The 24,269-nt window shown below is 73.2% G+C and carries 12 protein-coding genes and 2 pseudogenes; 5 read left to right on the top strand and 9 right to left on the bottom strand.

What is annotated here, in order from left to right; translation table 11 throughout:
• Positions 1–47: 47 nt before the first annotated feature.
• A complete protein-coding gene (locus CF165_RS10075; protein WP_093947199.1) occupies positions 48–917 on the bottom strand; it encodes an NAD(+)/NADH kinase in 870 nt (289 codons plus the stop codon).
• A complete protein-coding gene (locus CF165_RS10070) occupies positions 914–1,915 on the bottom strand; it encodes an SPFH domain-containing protein (protein WP_093947198.1) in 1,002 nt (333 codons plus the stop codon). The genes CF165_RS10075 and CF165_RS10070 overlap by 4 nt, the downstream gene beginning before the upstream one ends.
• A gap of 77 nt (positions 1,916–1,992) precedes the next feature.
• On the opposite strand from CF165_RS10070, the gene CF165_RS10065 reads away from it, so the two are divergent.
• Positions 1,993–2,670, top strand: a complete 678-nt coding sequence (locus CF165_RS10065) for an NUDIX hydrolase (RefSeq protein ID WP_093947197.1) — start codon at positions 1,993–1,995, stop codon at positions 2,668–2,670.
• A gap of 3 nt (positions 2,671–2,673) precedes the next feature.
• Here the strand turns inward: CF165_RS10065 and CF165_RS10060 are convergent, their stop codons facing one another.
• Entirely contained in the window at positions 2,674–3,819 is a 1,146-nt protein-coding gene (locus tag CF165_RS10060) for an FAD-dependent monooxygenase (RefSeq protein WP_093947196.1), read from the bottom strand.
• Between the two features lie 87 nt (positions 3,820–3,906).
• Between CF165_RS10060 and CF165_RS10055 the strand changes: the two genes are divergently transcribed.
• Positions 3,907–4,599 (top strand): TetR family transcriptional regulator, encoded by a 693-nt coding sequence (locus CF165_RS10055; protein WP_093947195.1) that lies wholly within the window; start codon positions 3,907–3,909, stop codon positions 4,597–4,599.
• A gap of 211 nt (positions 4,600–4,810) precedes the next feature.
• Positions 4,811–8,533 carry an NB-ARC domain-containing protein gene (locus CF165_RS10050; RefSeq protein ID WP_158226759.1) on the top strand — a complete coding sequence of 1,241 codons (3,723 nt, stop codon included), beginning with the start codon at positions 4,811–4,813 and terminating at the stop codon, positions 8,531–8,533.
• A gap of 17 nt (positions 8,534–8,550) precedes the next feature.
• On the opposite strand, the gene CF165_RS10045 is transcribed toward CF165_RS10050, so the two are convergent.
• The 3 genes and pseudogenes from CF165_RS10045 to CF165_RS10035 form a co-directional block, all read right to left on the bottom strand.
• Positions 8,551–11,385: a glycoside hydrolase family 2 TIM barrel-domain containing protein gene (locus CF165_RS10045; RefSeq protein ID WP_093947193.1), complete on the bottom strand. Its 2,835-nt coding sequence runs from the start codon at positions 11,383–11,385 to the stop codon at positions 8,551–8,553.
• A gap of 100 nt (positions 11,386–11,485) precedes the next feature.
• Positions 11,486–12,487: a LacI family DNA-binding transcriptional regulator gene (locus tag CF165_RS10040; RefSeq protein ID WP_240521521.1), complete on the bottom strand. Its 1,002-nt coding sequence runs from the start codon at positions 12,485–12,487 to the stop codon at positions 11,486–11,488.
• A 179-nt stretch (positions 12,488–12,666) separates the two neighbouring features.
• Positions 12,667–13,158, bottom strand: a pseudogene (locus CF165_RS10035) (hypothetical protein); the annotation flags it as partial.
• Here CF165_RS10035 and CF165_RS10030 point away from each other — a divergent pair.
• Positions 13,115–13,243, top strand: a pseudogene (locus CF165_RS10030) (glutaminase); the annotation flags it as partial. The pseudogenes CF165_RS10035 and CF165_RS10030 sit on opposite strands and share 44 nt — an antisense overlap.
• A gap of 1 nt (position 13,244) precedes the next feature.
• On the opposite strand, the gene CF165_RS10025 reads toward CF165_RS10030, so the two are convergent.
• The 3 genes from CF165_RS10025 to CF165_RS10015 form a co-directional block, all read right to left on the bottom strand.
• On the bottom strand, positions 13,245–16,658 hold the full coding sequence (locus CF165_RS10025; protein WP_093947191.1) for a DEAD/DEAH box helicase: 3,414 nt from the start codon (positions 16,656–16,658) through the stop codon (positions 13,245–13,247).
• 91 nt (positions 16,659–16,749) lie between these two features.
• Positions 16,750–17,367: a helix-turn-helix transcriptional regulator gene (locus CF165_RS10020; RefSeq protein ID WP_093947190.1), complete on the bottom strand. Its 618-nt coding sequence runs from the start codon at positions 17,365–17,367 to the stop codon at positions 16,750–16,752.
• The gene (locus CF165_RS10015; protein ID WP_093947189.1) at positions 17,364–18,473 is read right to left on the bottom strand and encodes a threonine synthase; all 1,110 of its coding nucleotides are present in this window, start codon (positions 18,471–18,473) and stop codon (positions 17,364–17,366) included. The genes CF165_RS10020 and CF165_RS10015 overlap by 4 nt, the downstream gene beginning before the upstream one ends.
• A gap of 764 nt (positions 18,474–19,237) precedes the next feature.
• Between CF165_RS10015 and CF165_RS10010 the strand changes: the two genes are divergently transcribed.
• On the top strand, positions 19,238–24,269 hold a 5,032-nt coding region (locus tag CF165_RS10010), incomplete at its 3' end, for a type I polyketide synthase (RefSeq protein ID WP_093947188.1).

Raw genomic sequence — 24,269 nt, 5'->3', positions numbered from 1 at the left:
CGCCCCCTCGGCGTGTCGTCCCTCCGATCACGCATGTCGGCTTTCCGTCACCGCACGAGATGGACGGTCTTCGCCGCGGGAGCGAAAGTGGCCGTCTGGCCGCGAGTCAGGGCGACGGTGTCGGCTTCGAGACCGTCGCCGAACGCGACCAGGCGGTCGGATTCGACTTCGACCGTCAGCGGCGCCTTCGTCAGCTCGCCCTCGGTGTGCGTGGTCCCGGTCGTCGGCGACGGCCACGCCTCCCGCACGAACCAGACCAGCCGGGTCTCGCCGGGGGCGGGCAGGCGCAGGCCGCTGTGGCGGTCCCGCCACACCGACCCGCACCAGCCGGTCGCCCCGGTGCCGGTCCCGACCAGGATCCCCGACGACGCCTGGCGTTCCGCCGGCCCGCCGCCGGTCCCCAGCCGGTAGCGGGCCGTCTGGTGCCCGGCGTGCCCGAGGTAGATCTCGTTGAGCGCCAGGAGCCGCTGGCCGTCGTCGGCGGTGAGCTCGGCCATCGTCCGGTGCTCGACGTCCGAGGTGGACCGCAGGAGATCCGCGACGGCCTCGACCGGGTGCTTGACGAGCACGCCGGGATCGGCGGGCGCGACGCCGATCACCGGCTGGCCGTCGAGGTACTTCGCCACGTTGGCGACCAGGCCGTCCTGCCCGACCACGACGACGACGTCCTCCGGGGTGAACAGGAACCGGTCGAAGTCCGCCCGTTCGACCTCGCCGCGGCGCCAGTCCAGCGGGATGGCCGCGGACGCCGCCGCGAGCGCGGCGCGCACGGCCGCGTCCGCCTCGGTGACTTCGGCGAGGTCACGCCCGCGCGTGCGCAGGAAGAACTCGGCTTGGCCGCGGGTGCCGTGCCGGGCGAGGAGCTCGTCGAGCTCGGTGCGCCGGTGCACCAGCACGACACGCGGGGCGAGGCTCACGAGCGGACGCCGAGCTTCGTCAGCAGCGGGGCGAGCAGATCCGGGGTCACCGTCAGGCTGTCGATCCGCGGGAGGTTGCCGGCCAGTTCCTTGAGCGCCAGCCCGGTCAGCACGCCGTCGGGCAAGTCGCGGTACGCGGCCAGCCTGGCCGCCTCGCCGGCCGCTTCCGCCTCGCCGAGGGCCCGCTTGCCCGCGGCCTGCACCTGGGTCAGCCGTTCCTCGCGCGACGCCTGTGCCTCGGTGTCGATCCGGTTCGCCGCCGCGGCTTCTTCGGCTTGGCGCCGGGCGTTCGCGCCGCGCTGGACGAGCAGCTGCTCCTCCCTGCGGGCCAGCTCGATCTGGCTCTGCAGCTCGTTCTCGCTGATGGCGCGTTCACGCTCGACGGCGAGCGCGCGCCGCTCGTAGGTCGCCCGGTCGGCCTCCTGCTGCACCTTCTCCCGCGCGGTCGTCTGCAGTGCCTTCTCGACCTCGGGTTCGGCCCGGATGGCGACGACGCGCACGTCGATCACCGCCGAGCCGGTCTGCGCGAGCCGCGTGTCCTCGTCGGCGAGGCCGGCGCGGATCCGGTCGCGGACCGCGCGGACGCCGTCGACGAGCGCCGTGGCCAGGGGAGTGCGGGTCAGCACCTCGACCGCGTACTGCTGGACGTTCTCGGTGAGCAGTCCGCTGATCTGGGCCAGGGGGTCGCTTCTCCAGCGCCCGGTGTCCGGGTCGATGGAGAAGTCGATGCGCTGCGCGGCCAGCGCGGGGTCCTCGATCCGGAACGTCAGCGCGAGCTGGACGGTGACGTCCTGGAAGTCGGCCGTGCGGGCGTGGAACAGCAGCGGCAGCTCGCGGTCGTCGACCGGGACCTCCGACACCACCGCGGTCAGCGGCCGGTACCAGAACGACAGCCCGACGCCGTCGTGCGCGAGCTTGCCGCGGCGGTAGTGGCGGATGTGCACGGTGGGAGCACCGCGCAGGTGCCGGAACCCGAACCGGCGGTCGATGTCGGCCATGGAGCCCTCCTCTTATCGTCGTGGTGACGATATGGGGTGGACTGGCTAATCGTCAAGATGACGATTAGGGTGGTGGCATGGGTCACCCGCCGTTCGCCGTCACCGTCGACCTCGTCGTGCTCACCCTGACGGGGGACGAGCTGTGCGCGCTCGTGGTGCGTCGCGGCGTTGCGCCGTACCTGGGGGAATGGGCCCTGCCCGGCGGGTTCGTCCGGGAGGACGAGGACCTGGCGGACGCCGCACGCCGGGAACTGGCGGAGGAGACTGGGCTGGCGCCGGGGACCGTCCACATCGAACAGCTCGCCGGCTACGGCGCGCCGGGCCGGGACCCGCGGATGCGGGTCGTCACGATCGCGTACCTGGCGCTGGCACCGGACCTGCCGGTACCGCGCGCGGGCACGGACGCGGCCGAGGCCCGCTGGGCACCGGTCCGGCTGCTCACGAGCGAACGGCTGGCGTTCGACCACGACCGCATCCTCGCCGACGGTCTCGAGCGGGCGCGCGCGAAACTGGAGTACACCCCGCTGGCCACGGCGTTCTGCGCGCCCGAGTTCACGGTCGCGGAGCTGCGCCGGGTGTACGAGCTGGTCTGGAACACCCGGCTCGACCCGCGCAACTTCCACCGCAAGGTGACCGGCGCGGAGGGCCTGCTGGAGCCCACCGGCCGCACGACGACCCGGGACGGCGGCCGTCCCGCGCAGCTGTACCGGCGAGGCAAGGCCGAGCTGCTGTACCCGCCGATGCTGCGGGGCTGACCGTCAGGCCGCCCGGGCGGGAACCAGGCGACGGGCCGCGGAGACGAGCGGCAGCAACCGCGTGCCGAGGTTGCGGGCCGCCAAACCGCCGCGCGTGGCCGGGATCAGCAGTGCCGCGGCGGTGGAAACGTTGCGCTGCTTCGGTTCCACCAGCTTCCGGTGCGCGCTCTCGTACCGCCGGAACGCCGACGTCGCGTCCAGTGGCGTCCGGCCCAGCTCTTCCGCCAGCGTGAACGCGCCCGCCATCGCGAGGGTCGAACCGTCGCCGAACAGCGACACGCACGACGCCGCGTCGCCGGCCAGGGCGATGCGGCCGGTGTGCCAGCGGTCCAGCCGTACCCGGCTCACCGCGTCGAGGTAGAGGTCGTCCGCCTCCCGGACGCGTTCCAGCAACTCCGGCACGCGCCAGCCGGCACCCGCGTAGGCGTCGGTGAGCATTCGCTTGTGCAGCACGGTGTCCCGGTGGTCGAACCCCGGCAGCGCGTCGCCGCGGAACATGAACGCCGCGATGCCGTGGCCGCGGGACGGATGCACCGCGACGGCCCGGCCGGGCGAGTTGTACATCACGATCGCGGTGGGGTCGGCCGGCGGTTCGCTCAGCGGCAGCGTCGCGATGTAGACGCCCATGTGCTCGGTGAACGCCTCCTCCGGCCCGAACGCCAGCCGCCGCACGGCGGAGTGCAGGCCGTCCGCGCCGATCACCAGGTCGAAGCGCCGCGGGGCGCCGCGCTCGAACGTGACGTCGACGCCGCCGTCGTCCTGGTGCAGTTCGGTGACCGAGTCGTGGAAGACGAACTCGGCGTGGTCGCGGGCCGCGTCGTGGAGAATCTCCGCGAGGTCGGTGCGGGGCAGTTCGATGTCGCTGCCGGCGCCGAGCGCGCTCATCGGCACCCGGCCCGTCCGCCGCCCCGCGTCGTCGACGAACTTCAGCGACCGCGCGCTGGTGCTCGCCTCGCGCAGCTTCGCGGTGATGCCCATCCGGTCCGCGACGCGCGCTGCCGGCCCGCGGACGTCGACCGGGCTGCCGCTCGAGCGCAGCCCGGCGGCGCGCTCCACCACGGTGGGCCGGAAGCCCGCGCGGGCCAGCCAGTAGGCCAGCGTCGGCCCGGCGACGCCGGCGCCGGAGATCAGTGCGGTTCGTTCGGTCATGGTGTACCCCCAGCTCGGTCCTGACCATCGGTCAGTCGTGACCGTACACTCCTGTCCGCCGGTCAGGCAAGCGGCTAGGCTCGGGGGATGACGGACGACACCAGGGCGCGGATCCTGCGGGCGGCGCTGGAGGAGTTCTCGGCGCGCGGTTTCCACGCCACCTCGGTGCGGGAGCTGGCCGAGCGCGTGGGCGTGACCAAGACCGCGGTGCTCTACCACTTCCCGGGCAAGGCGGACATCGTCACGGCGCTCGCCGAGCCGATGCTGGCCGACTTCGACGCGGCACTGGCGAAGGCGGCGGACGCCCCCGACCCCCGCCGGGCCGCGATCGAGGGACTGCTCGACGTCTGGCTGGCCCACCGGTACCTGCTCCGGATGAACCTGCGGGACCTCGGCCTGACCGCGTCGGAGGAGGTGTTCGCCCGCTTCCGCGACGGCATGCTCAAGGCCAACGGCCTGGTCGCCGGGTCCGAACCGGGCTTCGCGGAGCAGGTCCGCGCGGCGCAGGCGATCGCGATGCTCAGCGACCCGGTGGTCCTGTTCGCCGACGCACCGCCGGCGGAACTGCGCGCGGCGGTCCTGGACGGCGTCGACCGGCTGTTCACGACCGCGCCGGCGGCCAAGGCGCGCGGCCGCCGCGGCAGGCCCTCGGCGATGAGCCCGGAAACGCTCGAGGCGGCCCGGCGCCTGCACGACGCCGGGCACACGCCCTCGGACATCGCGACCGCGCTCGGCGTCTCCCGGGCGACGATCTACCGCCACCTGCCCGGCACGGATTAATGAGACGACTTGTGAGACTTTTTGAGACGCTGCGGGTTCTGCCGTTGACCTCGGCGGCCGGACTGGACAAATCCCGGACAGTCGGGAAGCGCCCGCGAGCGTTCTCATGCTGATCGCCGCGCTGCGCGGGAAGATGCTCGCCTCGGTCGTTCGGCAGCGGGCAAGGGAGGGAGGCGGCGCAGTGTCACGCCGGTGGAGGTCGCGTGCCCTCGTGATCGTCGCGGCCGTCCTCGTCGCCCTGGCGGGGACCTTGGCCGCCGTCACTGTCAATCTGGCAACCGCCGCTGACACCACATGGTGGCACCCGATCCAGGCGCATCCGCTGCGCTGGACGATCGGCGGAACCCTGGCGGTGGCGGTGACCTCCGTGTTCGCGTGGTGGGTCCATCGCCGCCACGAACAGCGGCTGGCCACGCCGATCCCGGCCGAGCAGCGACCGGAATCCTGGGTCGTCGACCGCCCGGTGGAGGTCCAGGAGATCATCACCGCGCTGCTCGGGCGCGCCAGGACGACTGTCGGCATCACGACCGCCGTCCAAGGCGCCGGCGGATTCGGCAAGACGACGGTCGCCAAGCTGGTGCGTGCCGACCGGCGGATCCTGCGCCGGTTCGACGGCGGGATCTACTGGGTGACCCTCGGTCGTGACGTCCGGTCGAAGGCCGCCATCACCGGCAGGGTCAACCAGCTGCTCAGCCAGCTGGACCCGAAAGCGTCCCCTTCGTTCACCGAACCGCAGCAGGCCGGCGAGTACCTCGCGGCCGTGCTGGCGGCAGGCCCCCGGCGGCTGCTCGTCCTCGACGACGTGTGGTACCCCGAGCAGGTCGCCGCCTTTCCGCTGGGCGGAGTGCGGTGCCGGCGGTTGATCACCACGCGGCTCGCGTCGCTGGTCGACGACTGCGTCCCGGTCCGGGTGGACCAGGTGACCACGGAACAGGCCACGGAACTGCTTTGCCTCGGTCTCCGCACCATCCCGTCCGACCTCGTCCACGATCTCGTGGCCTGGACCGGGCGCTGGCCGTTGCTCCTTCGCCTGGTCAACAAGGTTCTCGCCGGCCAGCAGGCGATCGAGCCGGACGTCGGCCGCGCCGCGGCGGAGCTGCTGGACCAGCTGCACCGCTCCGGTCCGGTGCGCATCGACGAACTGACCGGGGCCGTGCACGAACTGCTGGACGTCAACGATCCGGAACAGCGGCGCCGGGCGGTTTCCGCCACGATCGAAGCCAGTCGGGGCCTGCTCCCCACCGCGGCGCGGCGGAGGTTCCTGGAGCTGGGGATCTTCGCCGAGGACGAAACGGTTCCGGTGACGCTGATCGCCGGGCTCTGGAAAGCGACCGGGCGACTGGACCTCACCGAGACCCGGGCGTTGTGCGCGAGGCTCGACGATCTCGCGTTGCTGAGCGCGGCCGGTGGCACGGTGACGATGCACGACGTCGTCCGCGACTTCCTGCGGCAGGAACTCGACGACAGCGACCCCGGGAAAATCCGGGAGCTGAACGAGATTCTCGTCCGGGCCGCGGCCGCGGAACTGCCGCGGGAAGGCGAGTGGACGGCTTGGTGGGAGCTCGACCGCACCGAACGGTACTTCCGAGATCACCTGGTCGAGCACCTGCTGTCCGCTGGGCTGCGGGAGGCCGCGGAGAAGGTGATCACCGATCTTCGGTGGATCGCGACCCGGCTCGACCAGGCCGGGCCCCTCGGCCCGTACCTGGACCTCAGCCAAGTCGACGCTCGCCGGTGCCGCCGGCTGGCACTACTGCTCGGCCAGAGCGCGCACCTGCTCGCACCGACCGATCCCGAGTACAGCCGGATCGACATTCTGTTCAGCCGCGTCGCGCACGGCACGGACTGGGAGTCCCAGGCGGAGCGGCTGGCACTGGCGAGTTCGCATCCGCGCCTCGTGAACCGGTGGCCGCTGCCGGATCTGCCGGATCCCGGCCTCCGCCGCGCGATCTCGGCGCGGGTGACAGCTTCTCCCGTGCTCTTGGCCGTGCCGAAGCGGAACTCGATCGCCGCCGCCTGCGAAGACAACTCGGTCGTGGTGTGGGACGTCACGACCGGCTCCGAGCGGCTGAAACTCACCGGACACGCGCGTCCGGTGACTGCGATGGCCGTCGCCCCGGATGGCAGCTGGTTCGTGACCGCCGCCGGTGACCGGACAGTCCGCGTGTGGGACGGGATGACGGGACAGCTGCGGTATGGCCTCGAAGGACATCCCAGAGACACGACGCCGTTGATCGCCGCTCCCAGCGGAACCTGGTTCGCCACTGCCACCGAGGACCGCAAGGTGCGGGTGTGGGATGTCGTGACCGGCGAGCAGTGCGCGGTGATGGCCGGTCACACCGCGCCGATCACGGCCCTGATCGCCGGGTTCGACGGACGCTGGCTCGCGAGCGCGGCCCGTGATCGCTCGGTCCGGATCTGGCACCCCGGCACCGGGAAGGAGCTTCGGCGGTTTTCCCTCACCTACGAGACGGGTCGGGTGTCTCTGGTGACCGGGCGTGACGGACGGTGGATTGCCGGTGCGTGCGGGGCCGGCATGCCGCAGATCTGGGACCTCGTCGCCCACGGACGAAGGCGGGTCCTTTCCGGCTTCGCGAACACGAGGAATGCGCTGGCGGCCGCGCCGGACGGATCTTGGCTGGCCGGCCTCTGCGACGACGGTTCGGTGCAGATCTGGGACGTGCCGACCGGCCTGGAACGCGTCCGGCTGCCCCACGCGGTGGCGACGGGTGCGCTCGCCGCCGATCCGGACGGTGTCTGGCTCGCCGCCGCCGGGGAAGGTCATTCGGTGCGGATGTGGGATGTGCGCACCGGCGTCGAGCGCGCCCGGTTCCTCGGCCACGGAAACGACGTGCGAGCCCTCGTGACCGCGCCGGATGGAAGCTGGCTGGCCAGTGCCGCGCACGATGGAACAGTCCGGATCTGGGACGCCCAGACGACGCGGGAGCGTACGCGGCACCTCGGCAACCGGCTCAGGCTGGCCGCTTCCCTCGTCGCGCCCGACGGCAGCTGGATCGCCACCGTCGGCGACGACAGCGGCCTCGGGATCTGGGATGTGGGTACAGGCGAGCGGAAACGGGAGCTCGACGCTCATCTCGGCGAGACCGACACCCTGGCCGTGGCGCCGGATGGCCGCTGGATCGCGGCAGCGTGCGGAGAGGCCGTACGGATTTGGGACGTCCGGAGCGGGCAGGAGCAGACGCAGGTCCCCACCAACGCGAGAGGCGCTCCGGCACTCGCGGCGGGGACCGACTGGATCGCCGTGGTCGGAGACCAGCGCAGGGTACGGATCTGGGATGTGCGAACCGGTGAGGAACGGGCGAGGCTCGCCGGCAACAGCGAGCCGACGCGCTTCATGGCGGCAGGCGGCGGAGGCGACTTCCTGATCACCGGAAGCGCGAAGGCGGTGCATGTCTGGGACCTGGTCCGCGGTTTGCCACGGGTGAAACTGGCCGGAAGTGAAGGAGTCGGTCGCCTGGTGGCCGCGCCGGACGGGACGTGGATCGCGGGCGCCGCAGGCCGGACCGTTCGGCTTTGGGACGCCAAGACCGGCGACGTGAAGGCCGAGTTCGCGGGACACGCCGACCCCGTAGACCGCGTGGTCGCGAGCCCGGACGGGAAGTGGCTGGCCAGCACCGATCGGGGCCGGACGATCCGGACCTGGGACGTGGCGACGGGACGGGAACGGGCGACACTGACCGGGCACGAGACCAGCGGCGTGGTGATCGCGCCGCACGGCGACCGGTTGGCGAGTGTCGCGCCGGACCGGACCGTGCGGGTGTGGAATGCCTCGACGGGCAGGCCCCTGGCCGTGATGCGTGTCGAGATGCTGCCCCAGGCGTGTGCCTGGGCTCTCGGGGGACGCGCGATCGTCGTCGCCGGTTCCGCAGGTGTGTGCGTGTTCGACTTCCGGCCAGGCACGCCCTCCCGCTGACGGAGAACCCGGTCGGCTCACCCGGTCAAAGCTCGGAACCACAGCGTGAACTCGGTCTTCTGTGGCACCAGCCGGTACCGAGGCAGGACACCCGGCCCGCACGACGCCGTCCCGAGCCCCTGCTGCGCCACGTCCAACGTCAAGTGCACCAGGTCGCCCGGCTCCAGGTCGGTGGTGTGCCGCGCCGCTTCCAGCGCCGCCGCGTCCCAGCGGCGGGCCGTGAAGTCGAACTGCGGGTCGCCGTCGATGCGGAGGCCTGTGCCGTCCGGGGCGGTCAACCGCGCCCAGCGCACCGCCGTGCGGTTGCCGTTCTCCTGCGGGTACACGTACGGCGTCTGCAGGCCCTCGACGCTGCTCGAAAACCGGCCGATCCGGACCGCCTGGCTGCTGTCCGGGTACGCCTCGCCGGGGCCGCCGCCGAACCACTCGGCCGAGCCGAGTGTGCCCGGGACCGCCATCGCCAGCCCGAGGCGGGGGAGCGTGCCGGGGAACTCGCCGTCCGGGGTCACCGCCAGCCGCAGCCGCAGGCGATCTTCGAACGCCGTCCACGTGTAGGTGGCGAACAGGCCGAACGGCTTCGCGGGCGGGGCGACGCGGGTGCGCACGACGAGTTCCTCGCCGTCGGCGTCGACCGCGATCACCCGGTGCTGCATCCGGTGCAGCCCGGCCTCGCGCCACTGGCCGGCTTCCGGCGGTCCCGCGAACGTCCCGCGGTCGTTGTCGGTCGTCGCGCGCCAGACGTCGAGCCGCGGTCCTCGCACGGTGTGCCCGCCGAGCGTCGTGAGCGTGCCCGTCACCGCGTCGAACTCGCCGGTGCCCAGCAGCAGCCGGCCGCCGGTCCGGAAGACCGGGCCGCGCCGGGGGAGCGGTGCCGCCGCGGGCGCCGCCGACACCGGCAGCTGCCCCCAGCCGACGACGTGCCCGGCCGGTGCCCACGATGTCGCCGTGGCCGTCGATGCCGAGATCGTCAGCCACGACTCACCGGCCGTCGCGGGCAGTGACGGCATCGGCACGGTGGCGCTCTGTCCCGATTGGACGGACGGGACGTCGAGAACACCTTGGGCGACAGCGATTCCTTCTTCTTCGAGTACCCAGCTGAACGCGAGATGCTCGGTGGTCAGGAAGTCGTAGTGGTTGGACACCCGGATCCCGGCGGCGTCCGCGGTGATCCGGACCGGCTCGATGATCTTCGCGTACTCGAGCAGCCCCGGCGACGGCGTCCGGTCCGGGAAGACGAGCCCGTCGATGACGAAGTTGCCGTCGTGGATCGGTTCGCCGAAGTCGCCGCCGTACGCGAAATGGCCGTCGGCGGCCAGGCCGTGGTCGATCCACTCCCAGACGAACCCGCCCTGGCAGTTCGGGTAGCGCTCGAACAGCTCGCGGTACTCCAGCAGGCCGCCGGGCCCGTTGCCCATCGCGTGCCCGTACTCGCACTGCAGGAACGGCAGGTCCCGGCGGCGCGCGTTCTCGTCCTCCCGGCGCCCGATCCGCTCGACCTCTTCGTGGGTGGCGTACATCCGGCTGTGGACGTCCACGTAGTCGCAGTCGTGGTCGCCTTCGTAGTGCACCGGCCGGGTCGGGTCGCGGTGGCGCACCCACTCCGCCATCCGCGCGAGGTTTTCGCCGGTGTGGCTTTCGTTGCCCAGTGACCAGAGGATCACGCTGGGCCGGTTCTTGTCCCGCTCCACCGTGCGCCGCATCCGGTCGAGGTAGGCCTCGGCCCACATCGGCTCGGCGCTGGGGTTGCCCGTCCAGCCCAGCGGCTCGAAGCCGTGGGTCTCCAGGTCGCACTCGTCGATCACCCAGAGGCCGTATTCGTCGCACAGCTCCAGGAAGGCCGGGTCCGGCGGGTAGTGGCTCGTCCGCACGGCGTTGACGTTGTGCCGCTTCATGAGCAGGACGTCGGCGAGCGCGGTCTCCCGCGACACCGCGCGCCCGGTGCGCGGGTCGTGTTCGTGGCGGTTCACCCCGCGCAGCAGCAGGCGACGGCCGTTGACCTTGAGCAGGCCGTCCTCGATCGAGACGGTCCGGAAGCCGATGCGCACGGGCACCCGTTCGGCGGCCGTGGACAGCGTCCCGTCGTACAGCCGCGGCGACTCCGCGCTCCACGGCTCGACCGGCAGCTCCAGCGGTTCCCCGGCCGGATGCCCGGTGACGCCCAGTTCGGGGATGTCCAGCACGACGTCCGGGCCGGTCTCGACCCGCACCGTGCCCAGGCCGGTCGTGTGGTCGTAGTCCGCGCGGACCCAGTAGTCGGCGATCCCGGCCGCCGGCCGGGCGAGCAGCGTGACGGCGCGGAAGATCCCGGACAGCCACCACATGTCCTGGTCCTCGAGGTAGCTGCCCGCCGACCACTGGTGCACGCGGACCGCGAGGACGTTGCCGGTCGGCCGCAGCAGCGGTCCCACCTCGAACTCCGACGGCAGCCTGCTGCCCTTCGTGACCCCGAGCTCGGTGCCGTTGAGCCAGATCCGGCCGCACGAGTCGATCCCGTCGAAGCGCAGCACCGCGGACCCGGCGGGCCAGCCTTCGGGCAGGTCGAACCGCAGCCGGTGGTCGCCGGTCGGGTTGTCCGACGGCACGTGCGGCGGCTCGACCGGGAAGGGGTACTGCACGTTCGTGTAGGCGGGACGGCCGTGGCCGTGCAGCTGCCACAGGGACGGCACGGGCAGCTCGTCCCACGCGGAGTCGTCGAAACCGTCGCCTTCGATCCCGCCGGGGGCGGCCGCGAGGCCCGGCGAGAGCCGGAACCGCCAGGTGCCGTTCAGCGAGCACCACGGCGCGTCGGAGGTGAAGGCCGCGCGCGGGGGTACCGAACCGTGCCCGGGGCCCGGGTCTTCGACGTACGACATGGAGTCCTTTCCGCCCTCGAAACGTCGGCCGTGAACGCTCCCGTGAACGTTCCCGGACCGATCGGCAGTGTGCGGGGCGGCGGGGACGGGTGTCAAGGGATCAGGCGGATTCGCGCAGGTGGAGGCCCGCGCGGATGATCAGCTCGCCGGGTTCGAGCGGGGTGGCACCGGTCACGAGCCGGGCCGCCTGCTCGACGGCCAGCGAGCCGAGCGCGCGCGTGTCGACGGCGACGCTGGAGAGCTCCGGCTCGACGAGGGTGCCGAGCGCGAGCCCGTCGAACCCGATCACGGCGAGGTCGGCCGGCACGCGCAGGCCGAACCGGCGCGCCTCGCGCAGCGCGCCGATGGCCATCACGTCGTTGAAGGCGAACACGGCGGTGACGTCGGGGTGCGCGGCGAGCAGCGTGGCCAGCGCCGTGCCACCGCCGTCGACGGTCTGGGCGGCGCCGGTGACCCAGCCGGGGTGCACCGCGATCCCGCACTCGGCGGCGGCCCGCCGGAACCAGCGCTGCCGGACGCTCGGCGCCGGATGGCCGTCGAGCATCCCGATCCGCCGGTGCCCGCGCGAGACCAGGTGGGCGACGGCCTCGCGGACACCGTCCTCGCCGTCGATCCCGATACCGCTGAACCGCGGGATGCGCGGCTCCCGGCCGAGGAGCACGACCGGGATGCCGGCGGTGAGGCGGTCGAGGTCCTCGTCGGACCGGCTGAAGTAGCCGACGACCGCGTCGACCTGGGTGCCGATCACCCGCAGCGTGGCCAGCTCCTGCTCGGGGTCATCGGTCGTGTCGTGGACGACGACGTGCCAGCCGCGCCTCCGGGCCGCCGCCAGCGCCCCGGAGGCGACCTCGGTGAAGAACGGGTTGAGCAGGTCCGGCACCACCAGGCCGATCGTGGTGGTGTCCGGCCGGACCAGGCCGCGGGCGAAGCGGCTGGGGCGGTACCCGAGCTCACGGGCGGCGTCGAGCACGCGCTGCTTGGTCGAGCCGTCGATCTCGGCCTTGTCGTTCAGCGCCCGCGACACCGTCTGCCGGGACACCCCGGCCGAGCGGGCGACGTCGTGGATCGTCACCCGCCGGGGTTCCGTGCTGCTCGAAGACACCCGTCGAGTATGCCCGCCCGCGGCCGGCGCGCTACCCAGGGCGTGATCGAAGCGCCGACTCGCGTGATTCGAGGGTCGACACGCGTGATCGGAGGGCCGACACGGCTTGCGCCGCCGTGCGTCGCCCGGATCACGCGTGTCGACCCCGGAATCACGCGAGTCGGCCCTTCCGTCGCGCGTTATCCGGCCGGCGTGCGATCGCGGCGCTTCACGACGAAACGCCAGCCGACCGCCGGCACCACCGCGAGCACCGGGATGGAGGAGAACGCGATCTTCTCCGCGCCGTCGGAGAAGCCCATCAGGACGACGACCAGCGCCAGGAAGGCCAGCGTCGCCCAGCCGCTGTAGGGCGCCCACGGCATCCGGTACGGCGGCCGTTCCCCCTCGCCGCGCAGGGCGGCCTGCCGCAGCCGCAGCTGGCAGAAGATCAGCGTCGCTCAGGTGCTGATCACGCCGAGCGACGCGATCGCGATGGCGATGTCGAACGCCTCCTACTGCACCTTGCGCGCGTCCTTGGTCTCGCCGGCCGCGATACCGACGACCTCGATGGCCGAGTAGGCGAAGATGACCGCCTGCAACGTCATCAGCGCGACGCCGATGCCCGCCGGGAAGAGTCCACTGTGGCCGGTCGCGATCGTCCCGGGCCGGTGCGCGGTCTGCGTCTGGAGCCCGGGACTGGACGCGCGCGGCAACTCCGTCGCCGGCGTCGCCGCGCTCGACCGGTTCACGACGCTGACGGGCTGGTCGGTCTTCTGAGTCAGCGCCTCGATTCCGCGTCGGCGGGCAAAGCCGCGGCGAGGACGTCGAAGTACCGCTGGTTCCGCCAGCGCTTCCGGTCGCCGATGACGTAGAGCCGGCGTTTCGCCCGCGAGACCGCCACGTTGAGCAAGTTGGGCGTCGCCGCGGCCCAGCCGCGGGCCCGGTCGTTGTGGGGAGCGCTGCCGAGCACCAGCACGACGACGTCCGACTCCTGGCCCTGCACCGTGTGGACGGTCCCCACGTTCGCCGCGGCGAATCCGTCGCCGAACGTCCGGCGTGCCACCCGCTTGGCGCCGGCGACGACGTCGCGGAACGGGCTGACGATCCGGACGTCGCGAGGCGGGACGCCGCCGGCGCGGAGCTCTTCCAGCAGCCGGGCCAGTGCGTCGCCCTCGGCGGGGATCCAGTTGTTGCCGGACTGGACCGAGGGGACGTCGATCCACCGGTCGCGGCCGGGGTACGGCTCCCGCGATGCGGTGCCGTAGACCATCAGCGTGCCGCCGTACGCGATCCGGTTGGAGATGTCGAACACCGGGCGGTCACAGCGGCGGTGGACCCGGAGCGGGGCACCGACCCAGGTCGAGCCGTCTTCGACCGGGTCGGGCAGGGACGTGCCGTACCGGTTGAGCCGGTCCGCGGCGCGCTGGGCCGACGTGGTGTCCGGGAGCCAGTCCTCGGTGACCCGGTACTGCTTCAGCAGGGCGTGCTGCGCCGTCGTGGGCAAGGTGACGATCGGTTCCAGCTGCTGCGGATCGCCCACGAGCACCGCCCGCCGGGTCCGCCAGATCCCTCCGGCCGCCTGCTGCGGCGTGGCTTGGCCCGCCTCGTCGACGAACAGCCAGCCCAGTGCTTCGCGGCCCAGCCGCCCGAAAAGCCTCGGCAGGGACGCGAAGGTCGTGGAGATCACCGGCACGACCAGGAAGAGCGTCTGCCAGATGGCGAGCAGGGCACCGTCGGTGACGGCGGGGTTTCCGCTGAGCAGCTCGGCCGCGGCCCTCAGGTTGTCCCGGACGGGAGCGCCGGCCCCGAGGACGAATGCCTTGTGGAGCCGGAGCGCTTCGAGGGTGAGCTGGTTCCGGGCGGCCGTGAACTCCGGGTCGGCCCAGGGGGTGCACAGCTGGAAGGCGTCCTGGTCCCCGCCGGGCTCCGGTGGTTCGGGCAGACACCGCGGCCACCGGTTCCGGGCGTCGGCGATGACCGTCGTCGCGGTGCCGAGTGCCGCGGCGACACGGGCGCGCTCAGCGGTCTGTTCCCGCAGCCGGCGCACCAAGTCCGAGCTTTCCGCGGTGAGGCGGGCGAGGGCCGCTGTCCACTCTCCCAGGACCTGCTCGGCCTGGTCGCGAAGTCCCTTGAGCCGGCGGTGCTCGGCTTCCCACTCCCGGCCGGCGCGGAACAGCGTCGACAGGGACACCCAGAAGCCGGGCTTGTCGCCGCGGTGGTCGCGGTGCGCCGCCGCGGCGCGGTCGAGGGCAGCCGAGGCAGCGGCCTGGCCGCGCTGGGTCTCCGCGATCCGCTGCCGCACGACGGATTCCTGGTGCCCGAGCTGGGCGAGGGAATGGTCCGCCGCCTGGAGACTCGTTTCGAGTCCCGGACGGTCCCGGAGCGCGCGGGCCGCTTGACCGCGTTCGGCCGCCAGCCGGGCGACGACGGCCTCCGCGTCGTGGAACCGTTTCACCGCTTCCGGCCAGCTGTCGGCTGTATCGGGTTCCTCGCGGGCACGGCGGAGGAGCTGCTGCATGCCGAGAACGGCCGGTGCGGGGGTCCCGCCGTCCGCCGCCGATCGCGCGCCGCCGGCTTCGTCACCCCACCAGAACCGCTTGGCGAAGACTCCGCAGTTGTTCCGGTTGCCCAGCGTGGCGGCGAGCAGCCCCCATGCCGGTCCGCCGAGCACGTGGGAGGCGAGGTCGGTGAAGTAGCCGGCCGCGGTTGCCTCGGCTTCCGCGCCGGCCACCGCGCCGATGCCGGGGATTTCGGCGGTGACGTTGGCGGCCGCGGTGTTCCCCGCGGTGGCGACGAGAATCTCCGCGCCGGTCACCGCCGGGTCGAGGCCGCGGACCGAGACCGAGTACGTCTCGGTGATCTTGACTCGCGTGCTTTGACCGGTGAACGCGTCGGCGGGCGTGGGCAAGCCGGCCAGCGTCCGCGCCCGGCCGACGAGCACGGCGGCGATGACGTCGCGGAGAAGCGTCGTCTTCCCGGTACCGGGCGGCCCGTTGACGGCGAACACACCGGCGCCCGTGCCGACATCGGCCATGATCCGGTCGACCGCGAACTGCTGGCTGAGCACGAGCGGTCTGGTGACCGCGCCCGGCCAGCGCCCGCGCGGCAGCGCGGCGGGGTCGACGCCGTCGACGACGGCTCGCGGCTGATCTCGCACGTCGATCCGGCCGGCCGGGGCGCCGTCGAGGTAGCTCGCGAGACCGGTGCCGAGGTCGCCGCGCCGGACGGCGCGCTCGACCGTGGCGAGGTCGTCGGCGATGAAGCTGTTCAGGAAGGTCTGTTCGGCCGCCTCGGCGGCAGTCTTGACCCGGATCTTCGTGCACTGGATCCGGATTCCCCGCGGGTCCAGCACGTCGGTGACACCGAGCGCCGCGGCCAGTTCGGCGGTGAACTCGTGGAGCGCCCCGGCCGTGATGAGGAATCGCGGAGTGCGGGGCCCGGCAGCACCCGGGGCGGCCGCCGTGGCTCCCTTCGGCCGAGGCGTCAGCAGCTTCTCGGCGAAAGTGCCGGCGACGGCACCGGCGATGCCGCCGGCGACCGGCCCGGCGAGGGAGCCGATGGCGGTCGCCGCGGCGGTCGTGACCGCGGCCCCGGTCGCCTTGGCGCCCGCGCCCGCCGCGTCGATCGCCGCCGCCTTCGCTTGCTCGCCGACCGCGCGCGCCGCCTTGCGGAACGCCGTGGGACGGTCGCGTTCGGGCGTCGGCGGCGCCAGCTGGTCGAGACCGGAGGCGAAGGCCTGTGCCTCGTCTTCGAAGCCGTCGAGCCAGTCCGCCGAACCGGGACCGTGGTCGCCGAGGCGGCCGAGCGCCCAGGCGCAGGTCGACAGCGTCCCGGAGTTTTCGACGACGAAGCCGTCGGCGTCGACGGTCAGCGCGAACACGGCGGCGAGCCCGTTCTTGCCCGCCTCGGGAGGCTTGCCGTCGTCGCCGAATGCCCGGACGAGGGCGGTCCGGATCGACGAGAGCTCGTACAGCCCGCCGTAAACGGTGAACTGCCAGGCCAGGTGGGACGGCAGCGGGTCCGCGGTGAGCGGGTGGCCGGAGTCCCACGGCGTGCGGTCGTCCGGCCCGAGGTCGAACACCCGCTGGTCCGCTTCGGGACCGCCCCGATCGGTCTTCGGCACCGTCGACGGGCTGAGCATTTCGACGGCCCGCCAGAAACCCACCGTGCGCGCACGGTCGTCCCGCTGCACGAGTTCCCCCTCACGTCTGTGGCGGGGGTCACTGTACGCCAGGTGGTCACACCGGGTCACCGACCGGGTGACCCTCGTCAGAGGGGCGCGGTCAGCGCAGGTAGTTGTAGACGCTGGCGCGGGAGATCCCGAGCAGCTCGGTCAGCGACGGCACCGCGTTCTTCAGCTCCAGGAAGCCGCGCGCCTTCAGTGACCGGACGAGTTCCTTCTTCGCGGCTGCCGGCAGGCTGTGCGGGGTGTGGCCACGCTCCGTCGCGTAGTCCTCGACCAGTGCGCGCAGCTCGTCGCCGGTGCGGGCGCGCAGGGATTCGGTGAGCGGCGCGGGCTCGTCGGTGCGGGACAGGCGGGTCAGGGCACGGGCCGCCGAGCCGAGCAGGGAGACGTCGAGGTTGAGGCACAGCGCCGCGACGTACTCGCCGCCCGAGTTGCGGATGCCGATCGACGTGCTCTTCGCGGGCCGCCCGTCCGGGAAGCGGTTCGGGTAGTTCTGGAGCACGTCCGGGAACTCCGGGTCGGCGATCCGGGCCAGGCCCAGCTCGGTCGCGGGGTCGCCGACGGCGCGCCCGGACAGGCCGCCTTCGATCGCGCGCACGGCTTGCGCCGGGTCGCGCAGGTCGTGCAGGACGACCTCGCACAGGCCCGGGAACATCCGGCCGACGGCGTGGGCGATCTTCTCCGCCTCGCGCAGCAGCAGCTCGTCCTCGGTCATCCGATCAGCTCCCGCAGCTTGTCCGCCGCCTTCAGGCCCGAGCCGGTGAGCACGACGACGGTGGTTTCGCCGGGCCGGATCGCGCCGCGGGCGCGGAAGACGTCGATGGCCGCGGCGGCGGTCGCGCTGGTCGGCTCGGCGTAGAGACCGAGGGACGCGAGACGGCGGGCGGCCGCGGCGATGGCGTCCTCGGTGATCGCGGCGGTGTCGCCCCCCGACCGCCGGATCGCCGCGACGACCTCCGGGAGCCGCACCGGCCGCCGGATCGCGGTCCCCTCGGCGACGGTCGGGGCGAACGGCGGTGGCTGCCGGCCGTGGAAGGCCGCGTCGAGGGGTGAGCAGTTCCGCGGCTGGGCGACCAGCAGCCTCGGGCGCTTCGCGATCGACCCCGCGGCCAGCAGCTCGCCGAACCCGAGGTCGCAGCCCAGCACGATGCTGCCCGCGCCGGCGACGGTGACGACGGCGTCCGGCGCGCGGAAGCCGAGGTCTTCCCACAGCTCGTAGGCGAGGGTCTTGGTGCCCTGCAGGAAGAACGGGTGCCAGTTGTGGCTCGCGTAGGTCGTGCGGGCCGAGCGGCGGACGGCTTCGGCGGCGGTGTCGTCGCGCGTGCCGGGCACCAGTTCCACGGCCGCGCCGTACGCGCGCGTCTGCAGCACCTTCGCGGGCGAGGTCCCCTCGGGGGCGAGGACGGTCGCCGCGATCCCGGCCGCGGCGCTGTAGGCCGCCACCGACGAGCCGCCGTTGCCGGAGCTGTCTTCGAGCAGCTCCCGCACCCCGGCGCCGGCCAGCGCGGAGATCATGACGCTGGAGCCGCGGTCCTTGAAGCTGCCGGTGGGGCTGAACCACTCGAGCTTGAACCCGATCTCGTCGCCGTCCCAAGCCCGCGGGACCAGGGGAGTGCAGCCTTCACCCAGCGAGACCGGGCGGAGGTCGCCGGGCAGGGCCGCCCGGTACCGCCACAGCGAGCGGACGCCTGCGTCGACGTCGCCGGGCGCGAGGCCGGCCAGCGGGGGCACCGTCAGCGGCGCGCCGTCGTCACCGCGCCAGCGCCGCGGGTCGCCGGGGTACCGCGCTCCCGAGCGCTCGTCGGTGTACCAGTACTCCACGACCACCTCCGCTGCTGGACAGACCGTCGAAGTGTAGACGATACGTCTAACACTACTGGCTGGTATGCGAAACCTCTTCAGCTTTTTCTCAGGAAAAGCGTTAACAGGACGACGGAAAATTTCGGTCATCGCCGCCGATCGGAGTACCGATGGTGGCCGCACGAATGCCGGCGGGCGTCCGGGCCGGGACCCCGGCCGCCGCCGCGGCGTCCCCTTCGTGCTCGCGTGAGCACCGGGAACCCCGGATTCCGATTAATCCACAATGGACCCGAAGCGTCGCGCGGCGGTGGCTGCCGAATTCTTCGGCCGGTTCTCCGGTTCATCGTGAAATTGACGGAAAAATGACTCTTACCGCCCGGGAACGGGCCGGCTTCACGCTTGCCGAAGCGGAGTGCCGGCGGCCCCGGTTTACCGGCCGGATACTTCGAGGTGGCCGGGCGGAAACGCCGGACCCGCCGATCGGAGTGGTCCGGTGCGGGCAACCGCACTGCGTCCACCAGGCGGGACGGTTTGCGCCATCCGGTCGGCGCGTCCGCCGGACCGGCCGCGGAACCGGTCCGGAAGCCGGTGTGGACAATCCTCCTCCGGGGGTTCGGGCGCGAGGAACGTGACGGCGGCGTTAAATTCTTGCGCCATCGGCCTGGTCGGTCCCGAATTTTCTGAACGCCCGCTATGAAATCGTGGCGGGTTGTTGACGTCATCGAAGGAATCCGCTTAAGTACTCCCCGTTACCCATCACCCTTTCGTGCGTAGCGGGAGTTCCCATGCGTCTCTCGAAAGACGACTCCGTGCCGGCCGACCTGGTCGTCGCCGTGTCGCCGCTGCGATCGCCGTCGGCGCGCGGGGTCGCGGCCGCCGCGCGCGGGGGCGGGCTCGGCGTGCTCGACCTGACCGGCGGGGGTGCCACGGCCGCGGAAGAGCTCGCGGTGCTGGGAGAATGGGGTGTGCCGGCGTTCGGCGTCCGGCTCGCGGGCCCGGCCGGCCCGGAACTCCCCGACGCGGTGACCACCGTCCTGCTGACCGAAGACTGCCCGTGCCCGGCGCGGGACTTCCCGGGACGGCGGGTGCTGGCCGAGGTCACCTCCCGCGCGTCGGCCGCGCGGGCGGTCGCCGGCGGCGCCCACGGCCTGATCGCGCGCGGTCACGAATGCGGCGGCCGCACGGGTGAACTCAGCACGTACGTGTTGCTCCAAGCCTTGCTCGCCGACGAAGCCCTGGACGTCCCGGTGTGGGCGGCGGGCGGGATCGGGCCGCACACCGCCGCGGCGGCGGTCGCGGGCGGCGCGGCCGGCGTCGTCGTCGACACCCAGCTCGCGCTGCTCCCGGAGGCCGAACTGCCGTCGGCGCTGACCGTCGCCCTCACCGGGCTCGACGGCTCCGAAACCGTGGTCACCGACGGCGTCCGCGTGCTGTCCCGCCGCGGGCCGGCCGGCGGAGCGCCGATCGAAGCCGGGCAGGACGTCTTCCTCGCCACCCGGTTCCGCGACCGCTGGGGCACGGTGACCGCCGCGGTGCGTGGCCTGCGCGACGCCATCGGCGACGCCTTGCGCGCCGAGACCCCGGTGCTGGGCGTCGGCAGCGCGGGCAGCCGCGCGTTCGGCACGGCGCTGCCGGTCGCGCAGGGACCGATGACCCGGGTCAGCGACCAGCCCGCGTTCGCGACCGCGGTCGCCGCGGGCGGCGCGCTGCCGTTCATCGCGCTGGCCCTTTCCGGCGCGGACCAGACCCGCGATGTCCTGGAACGCACCCGCGAAGCCGTCGGTGCCGCACCTTGGGGCGTCGGTGTCCTCGGGTTCGCCGCCGACGACGTCAAAGCCGCACAGCTGGCGGTGATCCGCGAGGTGCGGCCGACGCACGCGATCATCGCGGGCGGCCGCCCGGCCCAGGCCGCCGCCCTGGAGGAAGCCGGCATCTCGACCTTCCTCCACGTGCCCTCGCCGGGACTGCTCAAGCAGTTCCTCGAGGCCGGCGCGCGCAAGTTCGTCTTCGAAGGCTCGGAATGCGGCGGCCACGTCGGCCCGCGCACCAGCTTCCCGTTGTGGGAAGCGCAGCTCGGCGTGCTCGCCGACTTCCTCGCCGCCACGCCGGACGCCGCCGCGGACCTGCAGGTGCTCTTCGCCGGCGGTGTCCACGACGAGCGCTCGGCCGCCATGGTGGCCGCCCTCGCCGCGCCGGTGGCGGCGCGGGGCGCGGCCGTCGGGGTGCTGATGGGCACCGCCTACCTGTTCACCCGTGAGGCCGTCGACGCCGGCGCCGTGCTCCCGCTGTTCCAGCGCCGGCTCCTGGAAGCCGAGCGGACCGAGCTCCTGGAAACCGCGCCGGGCCACGCCACCCGCTGCGTCCGCAGCCCGTTCACCGAGGAGTACGCGGCGATCAAGGCGGAGCTCGCCGAGCAGGGTGTGCCGAGCCGCGACGCGTGGGAACAGCTGGAGACGCTGAACGTCGGACGGCTCCGCCTGGCGAGCAAGGGCATCGAGCGCGTCGGCTCCGAACTGCGTGACGTCGGCGAAGACCGGCAGCTCGCCGAAGGCATGTTCATGGCGGGCGAGGTCGCCGTGCTGCGCTCGGCCGTCACCACGATCGCCGGCCTGCACCACTCGGTGGGTGAGGGCGCGAACGCGTTCCTGCGCGCGCGGGCCGCCGGATTCGGTGTCACCGAGGCGGAACCGGTGGCACCCGCACCGCTGGACATCGCGATCGTCGGCATGGCCTGCATGTTCCCGCAGGCCCCGGACCTGGCCGCGTTCTGGGCGAACGTGCTGTCCGGGACCGACGCGGTCACCGAGGTGCCCCCGCAGCGCTGGGACACGTCCCTCTACTACGACGCGGATGGCCAGGGCGAGCGGACGCCGTCGCGCTGGGGCGGGTTCCTGCCGGAGATCGGGTTCGACCCGCTGAAGTACGGCATCCCGCCGTCTTCGCTGGCCAGCATCGAGCCCGTGCAGCTGCTGGCCCTGGAGGCCGCGCACCGCGCGCTGGCCGACGCGGGGTACGCCGATCGCGCGTTCGACCGGGCCCGGACGTCGGTGGTGTTCGGCGCCGAGGCGGGCAGCGACCTGTCGAACGCGATGACCCTGCGCTCGGTGCTGCCCTCCTATGTGGGCGAACTGCCGTCCGAACTGGACGAACGGCTGCCGCGGCTCACCGAGGACTCGTTCCCGGGCGTGCTCGCCAACGTGATCGCCGGGCGGATCGCCAACCGGCTCGACCTGGGCGGGGCGAACTACACCGTCGACGCCGCGTGCGCGTCGTCGCTGACCGCCGTCGACGTCGCCTGCAAGGAGCTGACCGCCGGCACCAGCGACCTCGTCCTCTGCGGCGGCGCGGACCTGCACAACGGCATCAACGACTACCTCCTGTTCGCCTCGGCGCACGCTCTCTCGCCGACCGGCCGCTCGGCGACGTTCGACAGCGCGGCCGACGGCATCGCGCTGGGCGAAGGTGTCGCCTGCGTCGCGCTGAAACGCCTCGCCGACGCCGAACGCGACGGCGACCGCGTGTACGCCGTGATCAAGGGCGTCGGGGCGGCTTCGGACGGCCGTGCGCTCGGCCTGACCGCACCCCGTCCGGAGGGCCAGCACACCGCGTTGACCCGCGCCTACCGCAACGCCGGTGTCTCGCCCGCGCGCGTCGGGCTCGTCGAGGCGCACGGCACCGGCACCGTCGTCGGCGACCGGACCGAGCTGGCCACGCTGACGAAGGTGTTCACCGAGGCCGGCGCCGCGCCGGGCGCGTGCACGATCGGCTCGGTGAAGTCCCAGATCGGGCACACCAAGTGCGCCGCCGGCCTGGCCGGGCTGATCAAGGCCGCGCTGGCGCTGCACACCGGCGTCAAGCCGCCGACCCTGCACGTCTCGTCGCCGAACCCGGCCTGGGACCCCGAAACCAGCCCGTTCGTGTTCCAGTCGGCCCCGCAGCCGTGGACCGCACCGCCGGCCGACCGGGTCGCCGGCGTCAGCGCGTTCGGCTTCGGCGGGACCAACTTCCACGTGGTGCTCGGCGCGCACGACGGCGTGCCGCCCGCGCAGGCGGCGGACGAGTGGCCCGCCGAGCTGTTCACCTTCACGACGGACGCCGCGGCGCGGGCGCTGCTGGCGCTGGCCACGGAAGTCCCGGCGGACCGGCAGCCGTGGCGGCTGCGCGACCTCGCCCTCAGCGCGTCCCGGCGGGCCGAAGCGGCCGGCGGGCGGATCCGCCTCGCCGTCGTCGCGTCCACTGTGGACGAACTCGCCGACCTTTTGCGGCGGGCGCTCGCCGACGAAGACGCGCCCGGCGTCCACCGCGCCGGCGACGACGAGCCGGGTGCGGTCGCGGTGCTGTTCCCCGGCCAGGGCAGCCAGCGGCCGGGCATGTTCGCCGAGCTGTTCGTCGCCTTCCCCGAGCTGCAGCGGTACCTGCGCCTGGACCCGGCCACGGCCGAAGCCGTGTTCTCACCCGCGGTGTTCGGCGAACGAGCGCGGCAGGCGCTCGCCGAGCGCGTCACGGACACCCGCGTCGCCCAGCCCGCGCTCGGCCTCACCGGACTGGCCGCGTTCCGGCTGCTGACCCGCGCCGGCGTGCGGCCCGCGATGGTGGGCGGGCACAGCTACGGCGAACTGACGGCGCTGGCCGCGGCGGGCGCCCTCACGCCCGAAGCGCTGCTGCACGCCAGCCACGTCCGGGCCGGGGCGATCCTCGAGGCGGTGCCGCCGTCCGACCCGGGCGCGATGGCCGCGGTCGCCGCGTCCGCGGCGGAGACCGGCAAGGTGCTCGCCGACGCCGGGCTCGGCGCGGTCGTCCTCGCGAACCACAACTCGCCCCGGCAGACGGTGATCTCGGGGCCGACCGCCGACGTCGAAGCGGCCGTCGTCCAGCTGCGCGACGCCGGGCTCGGCGCGAAACGGATTTCGGTCGCCTGCGGCTTCCACAGCCCCCTGGTCGCCCCCGCGGGGGAGGCGCTCGGCCGCGCCCTCGGCGCGATCGGCGTCGTCCGGCCCGCCGTCCCGGTGTACGGCAACCGGACCGCGGCGCCCTACCCGGCGGACCCCGACGAGATCCGCGCCGAACTGGCCGCGCAAGTGGGTTCACCCGTCCGGTTCGTCGAACAGGTCGAGGCGATGTACGCGGCCGGGGCGCGGGTGTTCGTCGAGGCGGGCCCCGGAGCCGTGCTGGCCAGGCAGGTCGCCGCCATCCTCGGCGACCGGCCGCACCGCACGGTCGGGTTCGAGCAGCGGGGCCGCCGTGGCCTGCCGGGCTTCCTCGGCGCGCTCGCGCAGCTGGCGGTCTCCGGGGTCCCCGTCGAGACCGGCTGGCTTTTCCGCGGACGCGACGCGGTCGACGCGGCGACGGCCCCGCGGCCGAAGCGTCCCGGGTGGACGGTCGACGGTCACCTGCTCCGCGCCGCGGACGGCACCGTCCCGGCCGGCGCGTTGCGCCCGGCCGAACGGGTCTCGCCCGGCACGGTTTCTCAGCCTGCGGCGACGTCGGAGGCGATGGTGGCGGACTTTCTGCGCACGAGCCGCGAGATGATCGCGGCCCAGCGGGACGTGCTCCTCGGCTTCTTCGGCACCGACGCGCCCTTGCCGGTTTCCGCGCCGCTTACGGTACCGGTTCTCGAGCGCCCCAATGTGGCGTTGGTTGCGTCTGACGCACCCAATGTGGCGTTCGGTGCGTCCAACGCACCGAACGCCACATTGGGGCGCTCGGTGCTGGAGACGGTGGTCGCGGTGATCGGGGAGCGGACGGGGTATCCGGTGGAGATGATCGAGGCGGATCTCGATCTGGAAGCCGATTTGAGCATCGACTCGATCAAGCGGG

Origin of the sequence: Amycolatopsis vastitatis (genome assembly GCF_002234595.1) — a bacterium.
Taxonomy (GTDB): Bacteria; Actinomycetota; Actinomycetes; order Mycobacteriales; family Pseudonocardiaceae; genus Amycolatopsis; species Amycolatopsis vastitatis.
The sequence above is the reverse complement of the archived record's forward strand: the minus strand, read 5'-3'. Positions and strand labels throughout refer to the sequence as shown.

Excerpts from the sequence above, each read along its gene's own strand:
- CF165_RS10070 (WP_093947198.1), bottom strand. The coding sequence starts at position 1,915 with ATGGCCGACATCGACCGCCGGTTCGGGTTCCGGCACCTGCGCGGTGCT.
- CF165_RS10065 (WP_093947197.1), top strand. The coding sequence starts at position 1,993 with ATGGGTCACCCGCCGTTCGCCGTCACCGTCGACCTCGTCGTGCTCACC.
- CF165_RS10060 (WP_093947196.1), bottom strand. The coding sequence starts at position 3,819 with ATGACCGAACGAACCGCACTGATCTCCGGCGCCGGCGTCGCCGGGCCG.
- CF165_RS10055 (WP_093947195.1), top strand. The coding sequence starts at position 3,907 with ATGACGGACGACACCAGGGCGCGGATCCTGCGGGCGGCGCTGGAGGAG.
- CF165_RS10045 (WP_093947193.1), bottom strand. The coding sequence starts at position 11,385 with ATGTCGTACGTCGAAGACCCGGGCCCCGGGCACGGTTCGGTACCCCCG.
- CF165_RS10020 (WP_093947190.1), bottom strand. The coding sequence starts at position 17,367 with ATGACCGAGGACGAGCTGCTGCTGCGCGAGGCGGAGAAGATCGCCCAC.